13 protein-coding genes are annotated in these 16,902 nt (G+C 40.4%); 6 read left to right on the plus strand and 7 right to left on the minus strand.

Annotated features, from left to right (window positions below):
* Positions 1-177: 177 nt before the first annotated feature.
* Both ftsH and RRG12_RS25280 read left to right on the plus strand, forming a co-directional pair.
* A complete protein-coding gene (gene ftsH, locus RRG12_RS25275) occupies positions 178-2,091 on the plus strand; it encodes an ATP-dependent zinc metalloprotease FtsH (protein ID WP_069069989.1) in 1,914 nt (637 codons plus the stop codon).
* Positions 2,092-2,285: 194 nt separating this feature from the next.
* Positions 2,286-3,200: a DUF928 domain-containing protein gene (locus RRG12_RS25280; RefSeq protein WP_420761053.1), complete on the plus strand. Its 915-nt coding sequence runs from the start codon at positions 2,286-2,288 to the stop codon at positions 3,198-3,200.
* A 73-nt stretch (positions 3,201-3,273) separates the two neighbouring features.
* Here RRG12_RS25280 and RRG12_RS25285 read toward each other — a convergent pair whose 3' ends face one another.
* The 3 genes from RRG12_RS25285 to RRG12_RS25295 form a co-directional block, all read right to left on the minus strand.
* Positions 3,274-3,675, minus strand: a complete 402-nt coding sequence (locus RRG12_RS25285; protein WP_420761054.1) for an RloB family protein — start codon at positions 3,673-3,675, stop codon at positions 3,274-3,276.
* A complete protein-coding gene (locus RRG12_RS25290; RefSeq protein ID WP_420761055.1) occupies positions 3,668-4,954 on the minus strand; it encodes an AAA family ATPase in 1,287 nt (428 codons plus the stop codon). The genes RRG12_RS25285 and RRG12_RS25290 overlap by 8 nt, the downstream gene beginning before the upstream one ends.
* 238 nt (positions 4,955-5,192) lie before the next feature.
* Positions 5,193-5,318 (minus strand): hypothetical protein, encoded by a 126-nt coding sequence (locus RRG12_RS25295; protein WP_420761056.1) that lies wholly within the window; start codon positions 5,316-5,318, stop codon positions 5,193-5,195.
* A 19-nt stretch (positions 5,319-5,337) separates the two neighbouring features.
* On the opposite strand from RRG12_RS25295, the gene topA reads away from it, so the two are divergent.
* Entirely contained in the window at positions 5,338-7,503 is a 2,166-nt protein-coding gene (topA, locus tag RRG12_RS25300; protein ID WP_420761057.1) for a type I DNA topoisomerase, read from the plus strand.
* A gap of 155 nt (positions 7,504-7,658) precedes the next feature.
* Here the strand turns inward: topA and RRG12_RS25305 are convergent, their stop codons facing one another.
* From RRG12_RS25305 to RRG12_RS25315, 3 genes are all read right to left on the minus strand, one after another.
* Positions 7,659-7,925: a type II toxin-antitoxin system RelE family toxin gene (locus tag RRG12_RS25305; RefSeq protein WP_420761058.1), complete on the minus strand. Its 267-nt coding sequence runs from the start codon at positions 7,923-7,925 to the stop codon at positions 7,659-7,661.
* Positions 7,922-8,161, minus strand: a complete 240-nt coding sequence (locus RRG12_RS25310; protein WP_069069985.1) for a hypothetical protein — start codon at positions 8,159-8,161, stop codon at positions 7,922-7,924. Before RRG12_RS25310 ends, RRG12_RS25305 begins: the two co-directional genes overlap by 4 nt.
* Before the next feature lie 192 nt (positions 8,162-8,353).
* Positions 8,354-8,872: a phosphoribosyltransferase gene (locus RRG12_RS25315; RefSeq protein WP_069069984.1), complete on the minus strand. Its 519-nt coding sequence runs from the start codon at positions 8,870-8,872 to the stop codon at positions 8,354-8,356.
* A 77-nt stretch (positions 8,873-8,949) separates the two neighbouring features.
* On the opposite strand from RRG12_RS25315, the gene RRG12_RS25320 reads away from it, so the two are divergent.
* Positions 8,950-10,398 (plus strand): MFS transporter, encoded by a 1,449-nt coding sequence (locus RRG12_RS25320; RefSeq protein WP_420761059.1) that lies wholly within the window; start codon positions 8,950-8,952, stop codon positions 10,396-10,398.
* A 394-nt stretch (positions 10,399-10,792) separates the two neighbouring features.
* Here RRG12_RS25320 and RRG12_RS25325 read toward each other — a convergent pair whose 3' ends face one another.
* Complete coding sequence (locus RRG12_RS25325; protein ID WP_420761060.1) at positions 10,793-12,922, minus strand: tetratricopeptide repeat protein; 2,130 nt, start codon at positions 12,920-12,922, stop codon at positions 10,793-10,795.
* Between the two features lie 164 nt (positions 12,923-13,086).
* On the opposite strand from RRG12_RS25325, the gene RRG12_RS25330 reads away from it, so the two are divergent.
* Together RRG12_RS25330 and RRG12_RS25335 are read left to right on the plus strand one after the other, a co-directional pair.
* On the plus strand, positions 13,087-13,785 hold the full coding sequence (locus tag RRG12_RS25330; RefSeq protein ID WP_420761061.1) for a rhomboid family intramembrane serine protease: 699 nt from the start codon (positions 13,087-13,089) through the stop codon (positions 13,783-13,785).
* Positions 13,786-14,178: 393 nt separating this feature from the next.
* Positions 14,179-16,821 carry a PAS domain S-box protein gene (locus RRG12_RS25335; RefSeq protein ID WP_420761062.1) on the plus strand — a complete coding sequence of 881 codons (2,643 nt, stop codon included), beginning with the start codon at positions 14,179-14,181 and terminating at the stop codon, positions 16,819-16,821.
* The last annotated feature ends 81 nt before the right edge of the window (positions 16,822-16,902 follow it).

Consider the following 16,902-nt stretch of genomic DNA (forward strand, 5'->3'; position numbering starts at 1 on the left):
GTGTGTACACCGTAGCTGTGGATGGAGGAAGGAATAGCCTGAAGAAACTTGGGAATGATTTTGTGTGGAAGTTAGACTAGATAAGAAAAGTGTAATTTCCAGTTATTACAATTTTTAATAGAAGAATAGGCATAAACCAGCGCTCAAACTTGTGCCAGCAGACAAAGGGTAACTATTATGACAAATTTGGGAAAAAAAGCATTGATAAAAAGTCAGTCGTCAAAGCGCGTTGCTTGGGTTAGTGCGTTGGCAAAACCCGCTGTAGGCATCGCAGCTAGTTTAATTATGTTGCCAGTAATTTTCGGTAGTACTCCTGTCATGGCACAAAAAGCAGAGAGCACCCCTCTAAATTATGGCCAGTTGATCAAGAAAGTGAAGGCGGGAGAAGTTGAAAGAGTAGAGCTTGACGAAGCTGAACAGCTAGCAAAAGTTTATCTCAAGGGGCAAAAGGAGAATACACCACCGCAACAGGTGAGACTTTTGGCGCAAAATGCAGAGTTAATTAACATTCTTAAAGAGAGGAATGTTGATTTTGGTGAAGTTTCCTCTGCTAATAGTCGAGCTGCTGTTGGGCTGTTAATTAATTTGATGTGGATTTTGCCACTGGTGGCTTTAATGCTGTTGTTCCTCCGGCGCTCTACCAATGCTTCTAGCCAAGCGATGAATTTCGGCAAATCCAAAGCTCGCTTCCAAATGGAGGCAAAAACTGGAGTTAAATTTGAAGATGTCGCTGGGGTTGAAGAAGCTAAAGAAGACCTCGAAGAAGTTGTTACTTTCTTAAAACAGCCGGAAAGATTTACTGCTGTAGGCGCACGTATTCCCAAAGGAGTGCTGTTAATTGGCCCTCCGGGTACTGGTAAAACTTTACTAGCAAAAGCGATCGCAGGTGAAGCAGCTGTACCATTCTTCAGTATTTCCGGTTCAGAATTCGTGGAAATGTTCGTTGGTGTGGGTGCATCTCGCGTGCGCGACCTCTTCAAAAAAGCTAAAGAGAATGCTCCTTGCCTAATATTTATTGATGAAATTGACGCAGTAGGTAGACAACGGGGGACTGGTATCGGTGGCGGGAACGATGAGCGCGAACAAACCCTCAATCAACTGCTCACTGAAATGGATGGTTTTGAAGGTAATACAGGCATCATTATTATTGCTGCCACTAACCGCCCAGATGTTTTAGATACAGCGTTACTCAGACCGGGACGCTTTGACAGACAAGTGATGGTGGATGCACCGGATCTCAAAGGGCGATTGGAAATTTTGAAAGTCCACGCTCGGAATAAGAAAATTGATCCTAGCGTATCATTAGAAGCGATCGCTCGTCGCACACCTGGTTTTACTGGCGCAGACTTAGCTAACTTACTCAACGAAGCTGCCATTCTCACTGCGAGGAGACGCAAAGAAGCTGTCACCATTTTAGAAATTGATGCGGCTGTAGACCGAGTTGTTGCAGGTATGGAAGGTACTGCCTTGGTAGACAGCAAGAGCAAGCGTTTGATTGCCTATCATGAAGTTGGACACGCTTTAGTGGGTACATTGCTCAAAGACCATGACCCTGTGCAGAAAGTTACATTAATTCCACGGGGACAAGCACTGGGATTAACTTGGTTTACTCCCAACGAAGAACAGGGGTTAATTTCCCGTTCCCAACTCAAAGCTAGGATTACTGCTACTTTGGGTGGTCGCGCCGCCGAGGAAATCGTTTTTGGTAAGCCAGAAGTGACCACAGGTGCAAGCAATGACTTGCAACATGTGACAGGGATGGCGCGGCAGATGGTGACACGCTTCGGGATGTCAGAATTAGGCCCATTGTCCTTAGAAAATCAGAGTGGAGGAGAGGTATTTTTAGGACGCGACTGGATGAATAAATCAGACTATTCTGAGGAAATTGCCGCCAAAATTGATTCTCAGGTGCGCGAAATTGTTAACAATTCCTACATCAAGTCCAAAGAACTTTTGGAAGAAAACCGTGTAGTTTTGGAACGTTTAGTAGATTTGCTAGTAGAACAAGAGACAATTGAAGGCGATTTATTCCGCACAATTGTTGCTGATAATGCTCAGGTAGCCGATGAACAATTGGCTGTACCTCATTAATCAACTTTAGACTAGTGAAAATCTAAAGGCTCACATTCCCGACTTTTTTAAGAAGTCGGGAATTTTGTTGGAAAAAATCAGAAGACTTCCTCAGCCTTCCCACAAAGTAGCACATACAAAGTCTTGCCACTGCAAAGCTTGAGCTATTGTATTATATATACCCAAGCAATGTACTACAAGTGGACATAAATATCATGAAATATAGATTTTGGGCAAGCTATCTGCTTGCTGCTTTAGCATTTCTCCCCTTCGAGTCTGTAAGCACTACTCAGGTTTTGGCAACAGAGTCAGCTTACCAACTGGCACAAGCCAAATCTGCTTACACCCAATATATGCAACTTGGTTATAATGAAACCAAACGGAGAAACTATAGAAAAGCTTTATTGAATTTTCAGCAAGCAGAGCGGCTACGTCCTGGAGATAGATATGCTACTTCTGCAATTAGAAATGTTACAGGTTATATTCAACGCGGTAGAAATCGGATCGCTTTTGTTCCAGGTAGACCTGGTAGGGTAAGGTCGGCTGGAACACGGGGAAATTGTTTTCCAATTGGACAATATATTATTCCCCTGACACCAACAGATAAGGAAGCTCAACGAACCACAGCAGAGCGTCCCACATTCTTTTTTTACATTCCTCAAACCTCAATAACAGTAGAAGCACTAGAATTTGTTTTGCGGGATGATGATAGCATTGACCCATTGTATAAGGGAACTTTCAAACCTGTTGGGCAGAATGGTATTGTGAGTGTAAATTTACCTATTGATCAGCCATCTCTACAAATCGGTAAAGAGTATAATTGGACTTTTTCGATGATTTGTGATCCTAATAACCGCGATAAAGACTCGTATGTAGAAGGTACAATTGTGCGATCGCAAGATGAAAACCTATCTCTTCAGTTAAACCAACCAAACACAGACTTGGATCGTGCAGTTTTATTTGCCACAGCTGGATTTTGGGAAGATTCTCTGAGAACTTTAGCTAATTTACGCCGCCAGCGTCCTAACGATCCCGAAGTTCAAAAATATTGGGAAGAGTTTTTGAATTCAGTAGACATAAAAGAAGTTGTAAATAAGCCTTTATTGCCCTGTTGTACTGCCCAGAAATAAGTTAACAATTACTTAAAAACCCGGTTTTCATAGAGAAGCTGGGTTTTTAGTTGTCTAGCAACTCAAAGTTTCTTTACAGAATAAACTTGTTGAGTTCCTGCACTAATAAATGCACCGTTGTTGATGGATTGTCTTTGGCTGGAATGTGAGGATTATATCGTTTAAGAAGATTTTCAGCATTTTTAATAGCGTTATTAAAATCTTCTGTAGTCCAAGAATCACGATCAAATACACACCAAACTTGATCGTAGCCTTCTTGCTTATTAAGTTCCTTGGCACTTTGAACTAATTTGCTGGGATTTTCTCCTAAACCCTGCACGTCTATTTCGACAACATTCTTAGGAACACGAAAACTTCTAAAGTAGTTAGGTTCAGTTTTCGCTCCTTCACATACAATTAAGAATCTCTGCTTGACATCCCTAGTATTAACTTTTCTTGGTGAATATCCACGAGAGTTTGCTTTTGTTTTAGCCATGAGAGTCGATTAGATGATTCAAATTCCCAATATATGGAATTGCGCCATATCTACCTTGAATATAATCACTCTCAAATGAGGCATCGTCAGGTATCTTGTATTCTGCTAAAGAGTATAAATCTGTTGCACCATATCTATTCTTTTCAGTAAACCAAATCTGATCTCTACGAAAAAGTTTATTGTTAAGCAAATTTGTATCGTGGGTCATGAATATTAACTGAGCATTATTTGGATTCGTTTCATTGGAATTAAATAATTCCACAATTGCACGGCTGATTAAAGGATGAATTCTAGCATCGAATTCATCAATAATTAGGACTTTACCGTTTTTCAGTGTATCAACAAGAGGCCCTGCCAAAGCAAATACTTTTTGAGTTCCTTCAGATTCTTGATTGTTTAAATCAAATATCTCTGTAGATACAGGATTTCCTTCCCCATCAAATTTTTGGTGCGTAGTTTGAACTGATGTTACTTTTGCCATCCCATTTTTTATAATGTAATTCTTTATTTCATCGGGGAATTCTTTAGGCCACAAATCAGCAGTTATTTCACTTTCCTTTACCTTGACATCGGAAAATCCCAAATCTAATTTTTTGAGCAATTGAAAAATTTCATCCTTATTTTTATTATTCGTTAAACAACTAACTGTGTATCTTTGATAGCCACTATCATCTAAACCAGAGGCAATTTTGACTCTATTTGTCAGCCAATCCAATATGATTTCTGCAATTTCGACATTAAATTGAGCAGATACAGATAAGAAGAGGGCATTATGTCTTGTTTTCTGTTGAATACCATCAGCTTTAAGTCTTTTAGAAACACTAATCTTATTCAGTTTCCGCTCAAAAAGTTTAGTTTCTTTTAATTTAGGAACAAAAAATAACCATTCCGAGATAACTTTTTCAATAGTTGCCTCAAAACCATATCTATATCTTTTGCCATTTATTAAAAATACGATTTCAAAAAAAGATGGCTTTTCTTCGGTTTCAGTGCTGAGTTTAAACTGCTCAACACCTATTTTTTCCGTGCTTTGAGTCTCTTTAGAAGAATTAATCATAAACCATCTCATGAAACCTAAAGCTGTAGCCAAATTACTTTTACCACTAGCATTTGCACCGTATATTGCGGCGCTTTTAAGTACTTTTAAATCATCATCTATTTCAAAAACGTTTTTTTCGTCGAGCTTTTTGTCTTTTGCGACAAGGTTTGCTGCCACCATACTAAAGGTGACTTGCTCTTTAAACGATCTGTAGTTACCGACACTAAATTCAATAAGCATAGGATGAAGTTTAAGCTTCAGACAAAAAATTGTGAATAAATAGTAATTTACTGCTTTAAGAGTAGCAATAATTGGTTGAAGATGCTAAACTATAAGATTGTTTTTACCCTGTACAGATGTACTGTTATTAAGGTATGCAGCATAATAAACGCCTGCACCGGACGATAGCGGTTTTGTTGCAAAAGCTGACGCTACACACTTAGAAGTAAAGCAAAGGTTTAAGTACAAGAAAATTACTTCAGAGTTCAGCAATTTTCAAAGCTTTTTGGTACAGTATTCTAAAAAATCCAGATGACGAAGATAGGCGATCGCCCTTGGCGTTAGCGCAGCCATCGCTCATTGCGATCGCCAGTTTATTGCTCAAAATCTAGAACGCAGTTGCTATGATCAAACGCCTGCTTGTGGTGGAATCTCCAGGAAAAGTCAAAAAACTCAGTCAAATTCTGGGTTCGGATTGGAAAGTTCTCGCCAGTTGTGGTCACATCCGAGAACTCAGCAATGAAGGGGACGATTCCTTGGGCTTCGTCATGGATGGCAGTAATGTCCGATGCAATTACGTTCCGCGTGACCAACGAGCGAAAGAAACAATCCAGAAGCTCAAGTCTGCGGTGAGGCAGGTTGATGAGGTTGTCTTAGCAACAGACCCAGACCGGGAAGGCGAAACGATCGCTTGGCACCTGAAAGAAACGCTGGGTTTAAGGGAACCGAAACGAGTAATTTATACTGAGATTACAGCATCAGCGGTACAGAGTGCGATCGCTAATCCCAGAAAGCTAGACCAAAACTTAATCGGTGCTGGGCTGTGTCGAGATTGTCTAGATAAGCTGGTGGGTTACAAGGGTAGCCCTTTAGTTTGGGCATTGAATAACGGCGCTAAGAGTGTTGGCAGAGTCCAAAGCGCCACGTTGCACCTAATTTGTCAGCGAGAAAACGAAATTCTGGCGTTTGTTCCCCAAGATTACTGGAGTGTTTGGGTAGATTATGCGGAAGGATTTCGGGCTTTTTACAAAGGGGCGGTGGATTCTGCAAAAGATGCGGCAGACCAAGAAAATGAAACTCATGATGACGCGAAAGTGGGTAATAGTCCAGAAACACCGGAGTCTAAACGTGTTCTTTCCGAAGCAGAGGCTACACGTTTAGTTGAAGAAGCACAGCGGCATCCTCATCAGGTGATTCATTTTGAAGGAAAAATCGCTAACCGCCAGCCACCGCCACCATTTACAACCTCCAGCCTTCAGCAAGCAGCCGGTTCAAAGTTGAGGTTTGCTCCCGACAAAACTATGGTTGTAGCCCAAAAGCTCTATGAAGCTGGGCTGATAACATATATGCGAACAGACTCAGTAATGCTGAGTCCAGAATTTTGTGCCAGCGCCCGTAAATGGTTAGAGCAAAATGATCCGCAGAATGTACCGCAGCAAGTCGCCAAGCATCGCAGTAGCAAATCGGCTCAAGAAGCACATGAAGCGATTCGTCCAACAGATGTGTTTCGTCCCTCAGTTCAGTTGCGTTTAGAACTTCCTGATGATGAGTTTAATTTGTATGTGATGATCTGGAAACGGTCAATTGCTTCTCAGTGTCGGGCTGCTCAATTGCGTAAAACTTTGGTGATTACTCAGTCTGGTTCCCTACTGTGGTCAGCCAGAGGACAAGTAATTGAATTTTATGGTTATGCCCGCTACTGGAATAATCTCAGCAAGGATAGTATTTTACCTTCATTACAACAGGGACAAGCATTGAAACTGGACAATGCTGGACATGAGCAGAAACAGACGCAGCCACCACCTCGTTATAGTGAACCAAAATTAGTGCAATTGATGGAACGTAAAGGAATTGGTCGCCCAAGTACTTATGCTCCTACTGTTGCTACCTTAAAAAAACGCAATTATGTCGAATTGAAAAAAGACCATCTGCAACCGACAGCATTAGGGTTAGAAGTTGATGCGTTTTTGCTCAAAGCACTGCCTGATTTACTAGAGGCGGAATTCACAGCGAAAATGGAAGATGCTCTTGATGCCATTTCCGAAGGAAAAAATTCTTGGCAGCATTATTTAACTAGTTGGAATCAGAATTACTTTGTCCCAGCACTCACCAAAGCTAAAACTGTAGTTGCGAGTTCTCCGACAGGTAAAGTTAATGTGATAACTGAGCGCAAATATGAAACTTCCAAGACGCGATGTCCTGAATGCAAAAATTTTCTCACCAAAATTCCGAGTACTAAAGTTAAAAAGAAATATTTCCTCAAATGCACAAAAGGCTGTGAAAATGTTGTGCTATTTTGGAGCGACTTTAACAAAACTTGGCAGCCACCACAAACTAAAACAGTCCAAGCTGAGAATCAACAAAAGCCTCCCGTTAAGATTACTGAATATCCCTGCCCGGTATGTAAGAAAGCTCTAGAGGAGTACAGTTATATCAAAGAGGGGCAGAATAAGAAAATGTTGCGATGTTCTGACCCACAATCCCGTAAGGATACCAAACATAAAGATGTGGCTTATTTCAATACGTTAAAAGGGTGGTGGAGTCCTAAGTTTGGAGAGTTAAATTGTTAGGTTCCACATTGATATTTTTGCCGCCAATAATGAAAACAAATCATTTAATTTTTTCATATTACCACGATAAAAGAGTTTTGCTTCTTCCTTAGTAAGCATAAATAATTGACAAACAAGCACTAAAAGTACCTAAAATTATCAAGAATTAATTAGTCCTAACTTTTATCGTTATAAACCTTGCTACGATGTCCAACTTCTACAACATTCACCACTAGAATATCATCGAAAATATCGTATATAAGTCGATAATCACCTAGTCTAATCCTATAGGCATTTTCTTTACCTTTTAGCTTTTTTACCCCGTTTGGACGGGGTTCTATGGCTAAATCATCAATTTGAACTTGTATGCGTTTTTGAAGTTCTGGCGATAAATTTTTAAGTTGTTTTAATGCTCCCTTTAAGATTTCAACTTTATAACTCACGCAACTTCCTTTTTTATTTCTTGTTTTAGTTCTTTTTTAGCTTCCTCCCATGACACTGAGCCATCAATATCAGCAGATTTTTTTGCAAGCTCATAGGCTTTTAAATCTTCCTCTTCCTCTTCATCTTCGATTTTTTGAAGTAATGCGTAAATCTCATCTAAAGTACTGTCATAAGCTTGGTTTAGTAGTACGTTGATATCTTTAATTAATTGTTCGCGTTCGTGTGCTGATTTCATTTTTAATTATCCGAGAGTGATTTTACTTTTTTTGCCACCATCTCTAGTTTCGCGTAAAGTCCGGTCGGTTTTCAACGATTTGACGAGCGATCGCTAAAATCTAAAAAGTGACCAATACTTTACAAAAATTGTATATTTAAGAAATCTGGTCGAGCATGAGTGGCTGTGAAATTCACTTTGTGTATATATTTATCAACACGGTTGATTGACCTTACCCGCAAGTTCTGCGATGTTCATCTGCTCGTAGTGTTCAAAGGGTTGGTGAATCCAGGGGTTTTCAGCTAAATAATCAACATAATAATCGGGTGCTATAACTGAACAAGCTTTATACCAAAGAACGGCGGTGCGAATTTCCTCAATGGGGAAATCAATATTTTCCTTGAGCCAAGGTATAGTCTGTTGCAGTGTTATCCCAGAATCTACTAAGTCATCCACTAGGAGAATGCGCGAACCTAATTTTTCGGCAGTCATTGTCAAGTGGCGGGAGAAAATTAAATTACTTCTTTCTTGCTTGCCGGGGCCACTGTAAGATGAGGTTGCTAAAATTGCCAGTGGTTGCTCATATATACGGGAAAGAATATCTCCAACTCGTAGTCCTCCTCTGGCAAGACAGATAATCTGGTTGAATTCCCAACTGGATTGATAAATCTGAATAGCCAGTTGTTCAATTTTTTGGTGATAATCTGGCCAAGAAACATAAAGGTCTGGCATAAGTCTAACGGGAGTGGTAGATAGCTAGTATTGAAGGCAATTACAAACTTTTTATTTTAGTATGAGCGCAAGTTATTATGAACGATTCTGCTGCTGGCGATGCCCAACGAGATCCTAAGAGTGAAAAACTCGACATAAAAACAAAGCTAGCTTACGGTGCGGGAGATTTAGGGCCGGCAATTACTGCCAATATCTCCGTCTTTTTTCTGCTGGTTTTCTTCACAAATGTCGCTGGTATACCTGCGGGTTTAGCTGGCAGTATTTTGATGATTGGCAAAATCTGGGATGGCATAAATGATCCGCTTGTCGGGTTCCTGACTGATAAAACTAAATCTCGTCGTTGGGGTCGTCGTCTTCCTTGGATGTTTTATGGAGCAATCCCCTTTGGAATTTTCTTTTTCTTGCAGTGGATTGTACCGCAATTTAGTGCAAATCAGAGTGATAATCTTTGGCCGCTGTTCTGGTATTACGTCGTGATTGGAGTGATATCTCAGGTATTTTACACGGTTGTGAATTTGCCTTATACGGCGATGACTCCAGAACTAACTCAAGATTATGACGAACGCACCAGTCTTAATAGCTATCGCTTTACATTTTCTATTGGCGGCAGTATTCTGTCGTTGATTTTAACGCAAATTGTTTTTTCTCAAATTAGCGATCGCCAACAACAATATCTTGTTTTAGCAGCAGTTTGTACGGTAATTTCGATTTTAGGCTTATATTGGTGCGTTTTTGGAGTCCGCGATCGCATCTTGGCTTTTGAGGCCAAACGCATCCAAGTCGAGGAACCCGCATCTCTCCCCTTCTTTGAACAGCTAAAAATTGTCTTTAGCAACCGACCTTTTTTATTTGTTATTGGTATATATCTTTGTTCTTGGCTAGGTGTGCAGATTACAGCCAGCATTATTCCCTATTTTGTAGTCAATTGTATGGGTCTTAAAGAATCAGATGTACCCACAGTCCTGATTGCAGTCCAAGGAACCGCCCTGCTGATGCTATTTGTCTGGGGTGCGTTGAGTAAAAAAGTTGGCAAAAAAATTGTTTATTTTCTAGGAATGAGTTTATGGATAATAGCAGCCGCCGGACTATTTTTCTTACAGCCTGGTCAAATAGTTTTGATGTATGTGATGGCTGTCATGGCGGGTGTTGGTGTATCCACAGCTTATCTAATTCCTTGGTCGATGATTCCAGATGTAATTGAACTAGATGAACTCCAAACTGGACAACGTAGAGAAGGTATTTTTTATGGCTTCATGGTTTTGCTACAAAAGTTCGGTTTAGCTTTCGGGCTGTTTTTGGTAGGAAATGCTTTGCAAGTATCGGGTTTCAAAGAATCTGTAGCCGGAAGTCCACTACCTATCCAACCAGAATCGGCACTGTTTGCTATTCGCATCGCTGTTGGGCCTATACCTACAGTTTGTTTGATTTTTGGCTTGATTTTAACGTATTTTTACCCAATTACCCGCGAGATGCACGCAGAAATCATGCTGAAACTCAAAGAACGGCAAGAGAAGAGGGGGAGTTAAGACAATACTTTTCAGTTAGCGGGGAAGACCAAAACACTTGTAGAGACGGCGATTTATCGCGTCTCTAAAACCCACAATTTTGTACTATTAGCCCTTAACCCAAGCGTATTGGGTAAAGGGAAAAGGTTTGAATTCACCTTTCCGCCTTAACCTAACCGTATTGGGACGGGTGGAGACACCACTGGTGTCAACTTAAGATTTACAATCCCTGGCGGACGTGCGGTTTCGCGTTAAGTTGACACCAGTGGTGGGGACACCCATCCCACAAGAAAATTTGGGATGTTTTTATAATCGAGCGTAAAACCCCAGCAGCAGAATACTAGTAACGCACGGCATAAATAAGCCATCCCTGACGTCATTACGAATTACGAATTACGAATTACCCCTTGCGCTACTAGGGTGTTGTCTGCGGTGAATTTGTAGGATTAGGAGCGGGGATAATTGGCACAATTATCGGCTGTGGTTTTTCACCTTGCAGTTGAATTTGGGCTTGGTTGCGACCATCTATTGCTTGTTGGTAATTAGACTTGTATTTTATTGCTTGATCGTAAGAAGCGATCGCATCTCGATACCGCTTCAAATTTAATAGGGCATTGCCTCTGCTATACCAGCTTTCGGAATGGTCTGGTTTATAACGAACTGCCTTATTATAAGACGCGATCGCATCTTCGTATTTCTGCAAAATGTATTGTGAATTCCCTATATTATACCAAACTTGATAGTCATTTTGCTTAATTGTTGCTGCTTTATTATAAGATTTTATTGCTTCTTCATAGCGTTGGTTTTGATGCAGCGACCAACCCAAGTTATACCATGCTTGATAGTTTCTGGGGCTGTATTTAATTACTTGATTAAAAGATTCGATTGCTTCTGGATAACGTTGTAAATTCAGCAGGACATTACCTCTCGACAACCAAGATTGATAATAATTTGCCTTGTATTGCACTGCTTTATCATAAGCAGTAAATGCATCTTGATAGCGTCGCAAATTGACTAGTGAATTTCCCCGGTTATACCAGGCTTCTTCGTAGTCTGGTTTTAATTCAACGACTTTTTGATATGCTGCGATCGCTTCTTCATATCGCTTAGAATTCTGTAGCGCTAATCCTTTTTTGTACCAAGCTTGATAATTGTCTGGTTTGAGTTCAATCGCCTTTTCATAAGATTGAATCGCTTGGTCATATTGTTTTAAATTACTGAAAGCTTCACCCTTAGCATTCCAGATTTCTGAGTTGTCATTATTTAATTGTAAAGCTTTGTCAAAAGAGGCGATCGCTTCTTGATATCGCTGTAAACTTCCCAACACAAAACCCCGTCCGCTCCAAGCTTCAAAATAATCTGGCCGAATTTGAATTGCTCTATCATACGCCGCTAATGCTTCTTTGTATTTTTTTAATTTATACAGCGTTTTGCCTTGACCATTCCAGGCTTGAGCATGATTTGGTCGAATATTAACAGCTTTTTCGTATACTGCTAGCGCGTCTTGATAGCGTTGCAAATCAAAAAGGGTATTTCCTTGTTTAGATAATTCTATGGCATTATTTGAATTAATGTGATTCCAAATCAATATTGATGCTATTCCACTAACACCAATGAAAAATATCGCTAGTAAAACTTTACCCAGAATGCCTTTTTTTGGTTGAGGTTTGTTTATATTTTTTGGTGGAGAAATAGGATTTAAAGCTATTGTCGGTGCGGGTGGTTGCGTTAACTCTTTCAGCGCTTTTAACGCCATCGTTGCCGAAGGATAGCGTTGCCGAAAGTCGTAGCAGACCATTTTATCTAAGAGTTGAGCAAATTCTGGCGTTACCGTGGCTTGATTATGCCAGATAATTTCATTAGTCTCAGCATCTTTTACTATTTCCTCTGGTGATAATCCTGTGAGAGCTTGAATAGCAATTATTCCCACAGCATAAATATCACTGCTTAATTTTGGCGTACCATGAGCTTGTTCTCCAGGAATATATCCAGGCGTACCTATAGCAACTGTAGCCTGTGTTTGACCTTGAGGAGTAATCACTTGAGTCGCAATTTGTTTAACTGCACCAAAATCAATTAAAATCAATTTGCCATCTGGTTGGCGTCTGAGAATATTTCGGGGGTTGACATCACGGTGAATTACATTCTGTTGATGGACAAATTCTAAGATTGCCAAAAGTTCTTCTAAAAGTGAAATTACTTGCTCTTGACTTAAGGTTTTGCCTGGTGTTATTTCTTGACTCAGGTCATCGCCTTCGATCAATTCTTGTACAAGATAGAATTCGGCATTCTCCTCAAAATAAGCTAAAAGTTGGGGGATGCGATCGTGAGTTCCTAATTTATACAGAACTTGTGCTTCCGTATCAAATAAACGCCTAGCTGTCTCCAAAGTTACTGGATCGCTTGCCTGGGGTTTGAGTTTTTTTACGACACATGGAGGTGAACCAGGTAATTGGGTATCACAAGCCACAAAAGTTTCACCAAAACCCCCACCTCCCAAGTTCCTAATAATTTGGTATCTTCCTACAAGTGTGTTTCCCAGCATCTCGTTTGCCTACTTAAGTGCGATGCGATCTGATTTCAATCTTGCCACAGGTTAAGGAGTGGGGAGATGAAGAAGATGAGGAAGAAGAGAAGAATAGGAAGAAAAACTATTGATTATCGTCCCATGCCCCATGCCCAATGCCCCATGCCCAATGACAAATCTATATGATTCCTATTAGTGATAATATTCGTTGTCGAAATAAGCCGATTATTAATTACTGGTTGATTGGCATTAACCTGGCTGTATTTTTATGGGAACTTAAACTAGAATTTAGTGGTCAATTAGGTTATTTTATCAGTAGTTGGGGTGTGATTCCTGCTCAGATTACTGGAGCAGTTACAAATGCTCTCTTTTTGAACTCTGCTGCTTGGATAATTGTAATTTGGCGAGTATTTTCACTACTTTTTGGAATGTTTTTGCACGGCAGTTTTAGCCAAATATTGGGAAATCTACTATTTTTGTGGGTTTTTGGCAAGACTGTCGAGAATATTCTGGGACATAGACGCTATCTGGGATTCTATCTGGCAGCTGGTGTGATGATAGGGGTATTGCAAATACTAGCTGAACCGAATTTGACAGTACCGTTGATTGGGGCAAATGGTGCGATCGCAGCTATTTTAGGAGCATACGTGATGAAGTTTCCTAAAGCTAGGATTGACACAGTTTTGCCACTAATAATCTTGTATATCCCCATCGAACTGCCAGCATTTTTCTATATATTTTGGTGGTTTGTGCAACAATTATTTTATGGTATAGGTAGTTTAAATATTCCTCCTGTCGGCGTAAATCAATCGGGTGTTGTTTTTTTAGGGCAGGTTGTGGGATTATTAATTGGCGCGGCTTTCATGCGATTGAAGCGATAAACTTTCTTTAGCTACTTAGAGGATGTTTTAAAAGTTTTTGACAATAGAATTCTGACTTCTGAATTCTTCTTCAATGGAACTTATATATAGCAATCCGAAATCATTCGTGAAAAATTAGATCCCCGACTTCTCAAAGAAGTCGGGGATCTGGACATCGCGCATTTTCACAAGTCATTTGGGATTGTTATATGTCTTTTGGCTGAAATACCTAAGCTACGTTTGCAGAAGAAAGTATATAGTTAATAGCTAGAATAATTGCTGTGGTAATATTTTGAATTTTGAATTTATGTGCCTTTTGATGGATTGCGTTCTTGAGCTAAAAAATACATAATTATTAGACTAGGGTATGCCTACTCTTCAAGGTGATGCTATTAAGTATAATCGGTGTAAAAAATGCCAAATGTTGATAAAATTAACTTTCAAATTACTGATGATTTAACAGTTCTGCGGCAGCGTGTAGCAGAGTTAGAGCAATCAGAAATATATTATCAACAAAGGCAAGCAGCACTTGAGGAGCAATTAAGAGAACTAAAGAGAAAGCTGCCATTAGAAGTAGAAGATTCCCATATTCAAGTTGTCGAGTGGCAGATTGAGAAGGATACATCGATAGTTTTGAATCTACCGATAAATGTGGCAGTAATTTTACAACAACTCCAACAAGAAATTGTGGAGCGACAGCAAGTAGAAGTAGTTCTTAGGGAGAATGAAGAACGGCTGAAGCTAGCCCTAGATGCTTCTCAAATGGGCTTGTGGGATTGGAATATTGTTACCAATCAAGTAATTTTGTCTGAAAATCATGAAGTGCTTTTTGGTCTACTTCCGGGCAGTTTTGACGGCACTTATGAAGGCTTTTTGAAGTGTATTCATCCTGAAGATAAGCCATTTGTCATGGAAGCGATCGCTCACGCTTTGGCAAACAAAACTGATTACAACGATGAATTTCGTATAGTTCGCTCAGACCAAAGTCCACATTGGATTTCTGCCAAGGGAAAATTTATCTATGACGATCAGGGACAAGCGGTGCGAATGATTGGCGTTTGTATGGAAACTACTGTATGCAAGCAGGCTGAAGCAAGTACTCGCGAACTAACAACCCAAGTCCAAGAACAGGCAAATATTTTAAATGCTATTCTTACTGCTTCAGTGGATCATATTTACATCTTTGATCGCCAAGGTTGCTATCAGTATGTCAGCAGTGATGGAGCTACTGTATTAGGTTTAAAACCCCAAGATATTATTGGAAAAACTTTGCCAGAATTAGATTTACCCGCAGACCTGATAATGCAGGTAGATAGTCAACGAAAAGCTGTGATGGAAACTGGGCAGCCAATCAAAGATGAGTGCGAATGTCTTACCACCAATGGGTTGCATTTTTATGAATATATCCTCACACCATTACGCAATCTTGACCAAACTATTGAAGGCGTAATCACCGTTTCTCGTGATATTACTGAACACAAACGGGCAGAAAAGTCATTACGTGAAAGTGAAGCGCGATTTCGGCGTTTGTTTGAATCTAATTTGATCGGGGTCGCTTTTTGGAATGTGCATGGCTTTGTGATTGATGCCAATGATGCCTTTCTGCAATTAGCTGGCTACACTCGTGATGAGTTTGCCACTTTAGGTAGAATTAATTGGCGAGAACTTACTCCTGTTGAGTATCAGGATTTAGACGATCGCGCCCTTTTGGAAGTGCAAACCACTGGAGTTTCCAGAATTTTTGAGAAAGAGTACATCCATCGCAACGGAAAGCGAGTACCAATTGTTTTGGGGATAGCCTTATTGAATGACTCTCAAGAACATGGTGTGGCTTTTGTATTGGATATTACCGATCGCAAATCGGCTGAAAAAGAATGCGATCGCCTACTAGAATGCGAAAGGACAGCACGCAAACAAGCGGAAATTGCCAACAAAATTAAAGATGAGTTTCTAGCAGTTCTCTCCCATGAACTGCGAACCCCACTCAATCCCATCCTGGGATGGTCGAAAATGCTGCGGACTCGCAAGTTTGATGAAAAAACTACTAACCACGCTTTAGAAACCATTGAACGCAGCGCCAAGTTACAAACCCAGCTAATTGAAGATTTGTTGGATGTGTCTCGCATCCTCCAAGGAAAATTAAACTTGAATATCTGTCCAGTAAACTTGGTAATGGTAGTTGAAGCAGCACTAGAAACAGTAAAACTAGCAGCAGAAGCCAAGTCAATTCAAATTCAGACCATATTTGATGCCAATTTGGGACAAGTTATGGGCGACCCAAATCGACTTCAACAAGTTGTGTGGAATCTACTTTCCAATGCGGTAAAATTTACACCAAGAGGAGGACGGGTAGAAATTCGACTCATGGAAGCTGCTAACCAGGTTCAAATTCAGGTCAGCGATACAGGTAAGGGAATTAGCCCAGACTTTTTGCCTTATGTGTTCGATTACTTTCGTCAATCTGATGGCACTACTACACGGACGTTTGGTGGACTAGGTTTAGGATTGGCGATCGTGCGTAAGGTTGTAGAAATGCATGGGGGAAAAGTTCAAGCCGAAAGTTTGGGAGAAGAAGCGGGTGCAACTTTCACTGTTGATCTACCACTTCTAGTCAGAAATGAACAGGTTTGGCGTGAGGAAAATCAGTCTTCAGATTGTCAGGCGGAATCCTCGCTTCTTTCAGACACTCAAGTTCTGGTTGTGGATGATGAACCAGATATCCGCGATTTAGTTACCTTCATTTTGCAAGACTACGGTGTAGAAGTAACCGCAGTAGCATCAGCACAGGAAGCACTACAAGCGCTTTCTGAGTCCATACCAGATGTTTTAATTAGTGATATTGGAATGCCAAAGACAGACGGTTATATGCTGATGCGTGAAGTGCGATCGCGATCGCCCCAACAAGGAGGAAGCGTACCAGCGATCGCTCTGACAGCTTATGCAGGGGAAATGAATCAGCAGCAAGCATTAGCAGCAGGATTTCAAATGCATATTTCTAAACCAGTAGATCCAGATGTATTGGTAAAGGCGATCGCTGATTTGATTAATCCAAGCTAATGCGTCTATAGGAGATAGCCTCTGGTCATTGGTGTCAACTTAACGCAAAAACTATGTCCCGCAAGGAACTGAAGTTCCAAG

The organism is Nostoc sp. CALU 546, assembly GCF_048836525.1.

Excerpts from the sequence above, each read along its gene's own strand:
- ftsH (WP_069069989.1), top strand. The coding sequence starts at position 178 with ATGACAAATTTGGGAAAAAAAGCATTGATAAAAAGTCAGTCGTCAAAG.
- RRG12_RS25280 (WP_420761053.1), top strand. The coding sequence starts at position 2,286 with ATGAAATATAGATTTTGGGCAAGCTATCTGCTTGCTGCTTTAGCATTT.
- RRG12_RS25285 (WP_420761054.1), bottom strand. The coding sequence starts at position 3,675 with ATGGCTAAAACAAAAGCAAACTCTCGTGGATATTCACCAAGAAAAGTT.
- RRG12_RS25290 (WP_420761055.1), bottom strand. The coding sequence starts at position 4,954 with ATGCTTATTGAATTTAGTGTCGGTAACTACAGATCGTTTAAAGAGCAA.
- topA (WP_420761057.1), top strand. The coding sequence starts at position 5,338 with ATGATCAAACGCCTGCTTGTGGTGGAATCTCCAGGAAAAGTCAAAAAA.
- RRG12_RS25310 (WP_069069985.1), bottom strand. The coding sequence starts at position 8,161 with ATGAAATCAGCACACGAACGCGAACAATTAATTAAAGATATCAACGTA.
- RRG12_RS25315 (WP_069069984.1), bottom strand. The coding sequence starts at position 8,872 with ATGCCAGACCTTTATGTTTCTTGGCCAGATTATCACCAAAAAATTGAA.
- RRG12_RS25320 (WP_420761059.1), top strand. The coding sequence starts at position 8,950 with ATGAACGATTCTGCTGCTGGCGATGCCCAACGAGATCCTAAGAGTGAA.
- RRG12_RS25325 (WP_420761060.1), bottom strand. The coding sequence starts at position 12,922 with ATGCTGGGAAACACACTTGTAGGAAGATACCAAATTATTAGGAACTTG.
- RRG12_RS25330 (WP_420761061.1), top strand. The coding sequence starts at position 13,087 with ATGATTCCTATTAGTGATAATATTCGTTGTCGAAATAAGCCGATTATT.
- RRG12_RS25335 (WP_420761062.1), top strand. The coding sequence starts at position 14,179 with ATGCCAAATGTTGATAAAATTAACTTTCAAATTACTGATGATTTAACA.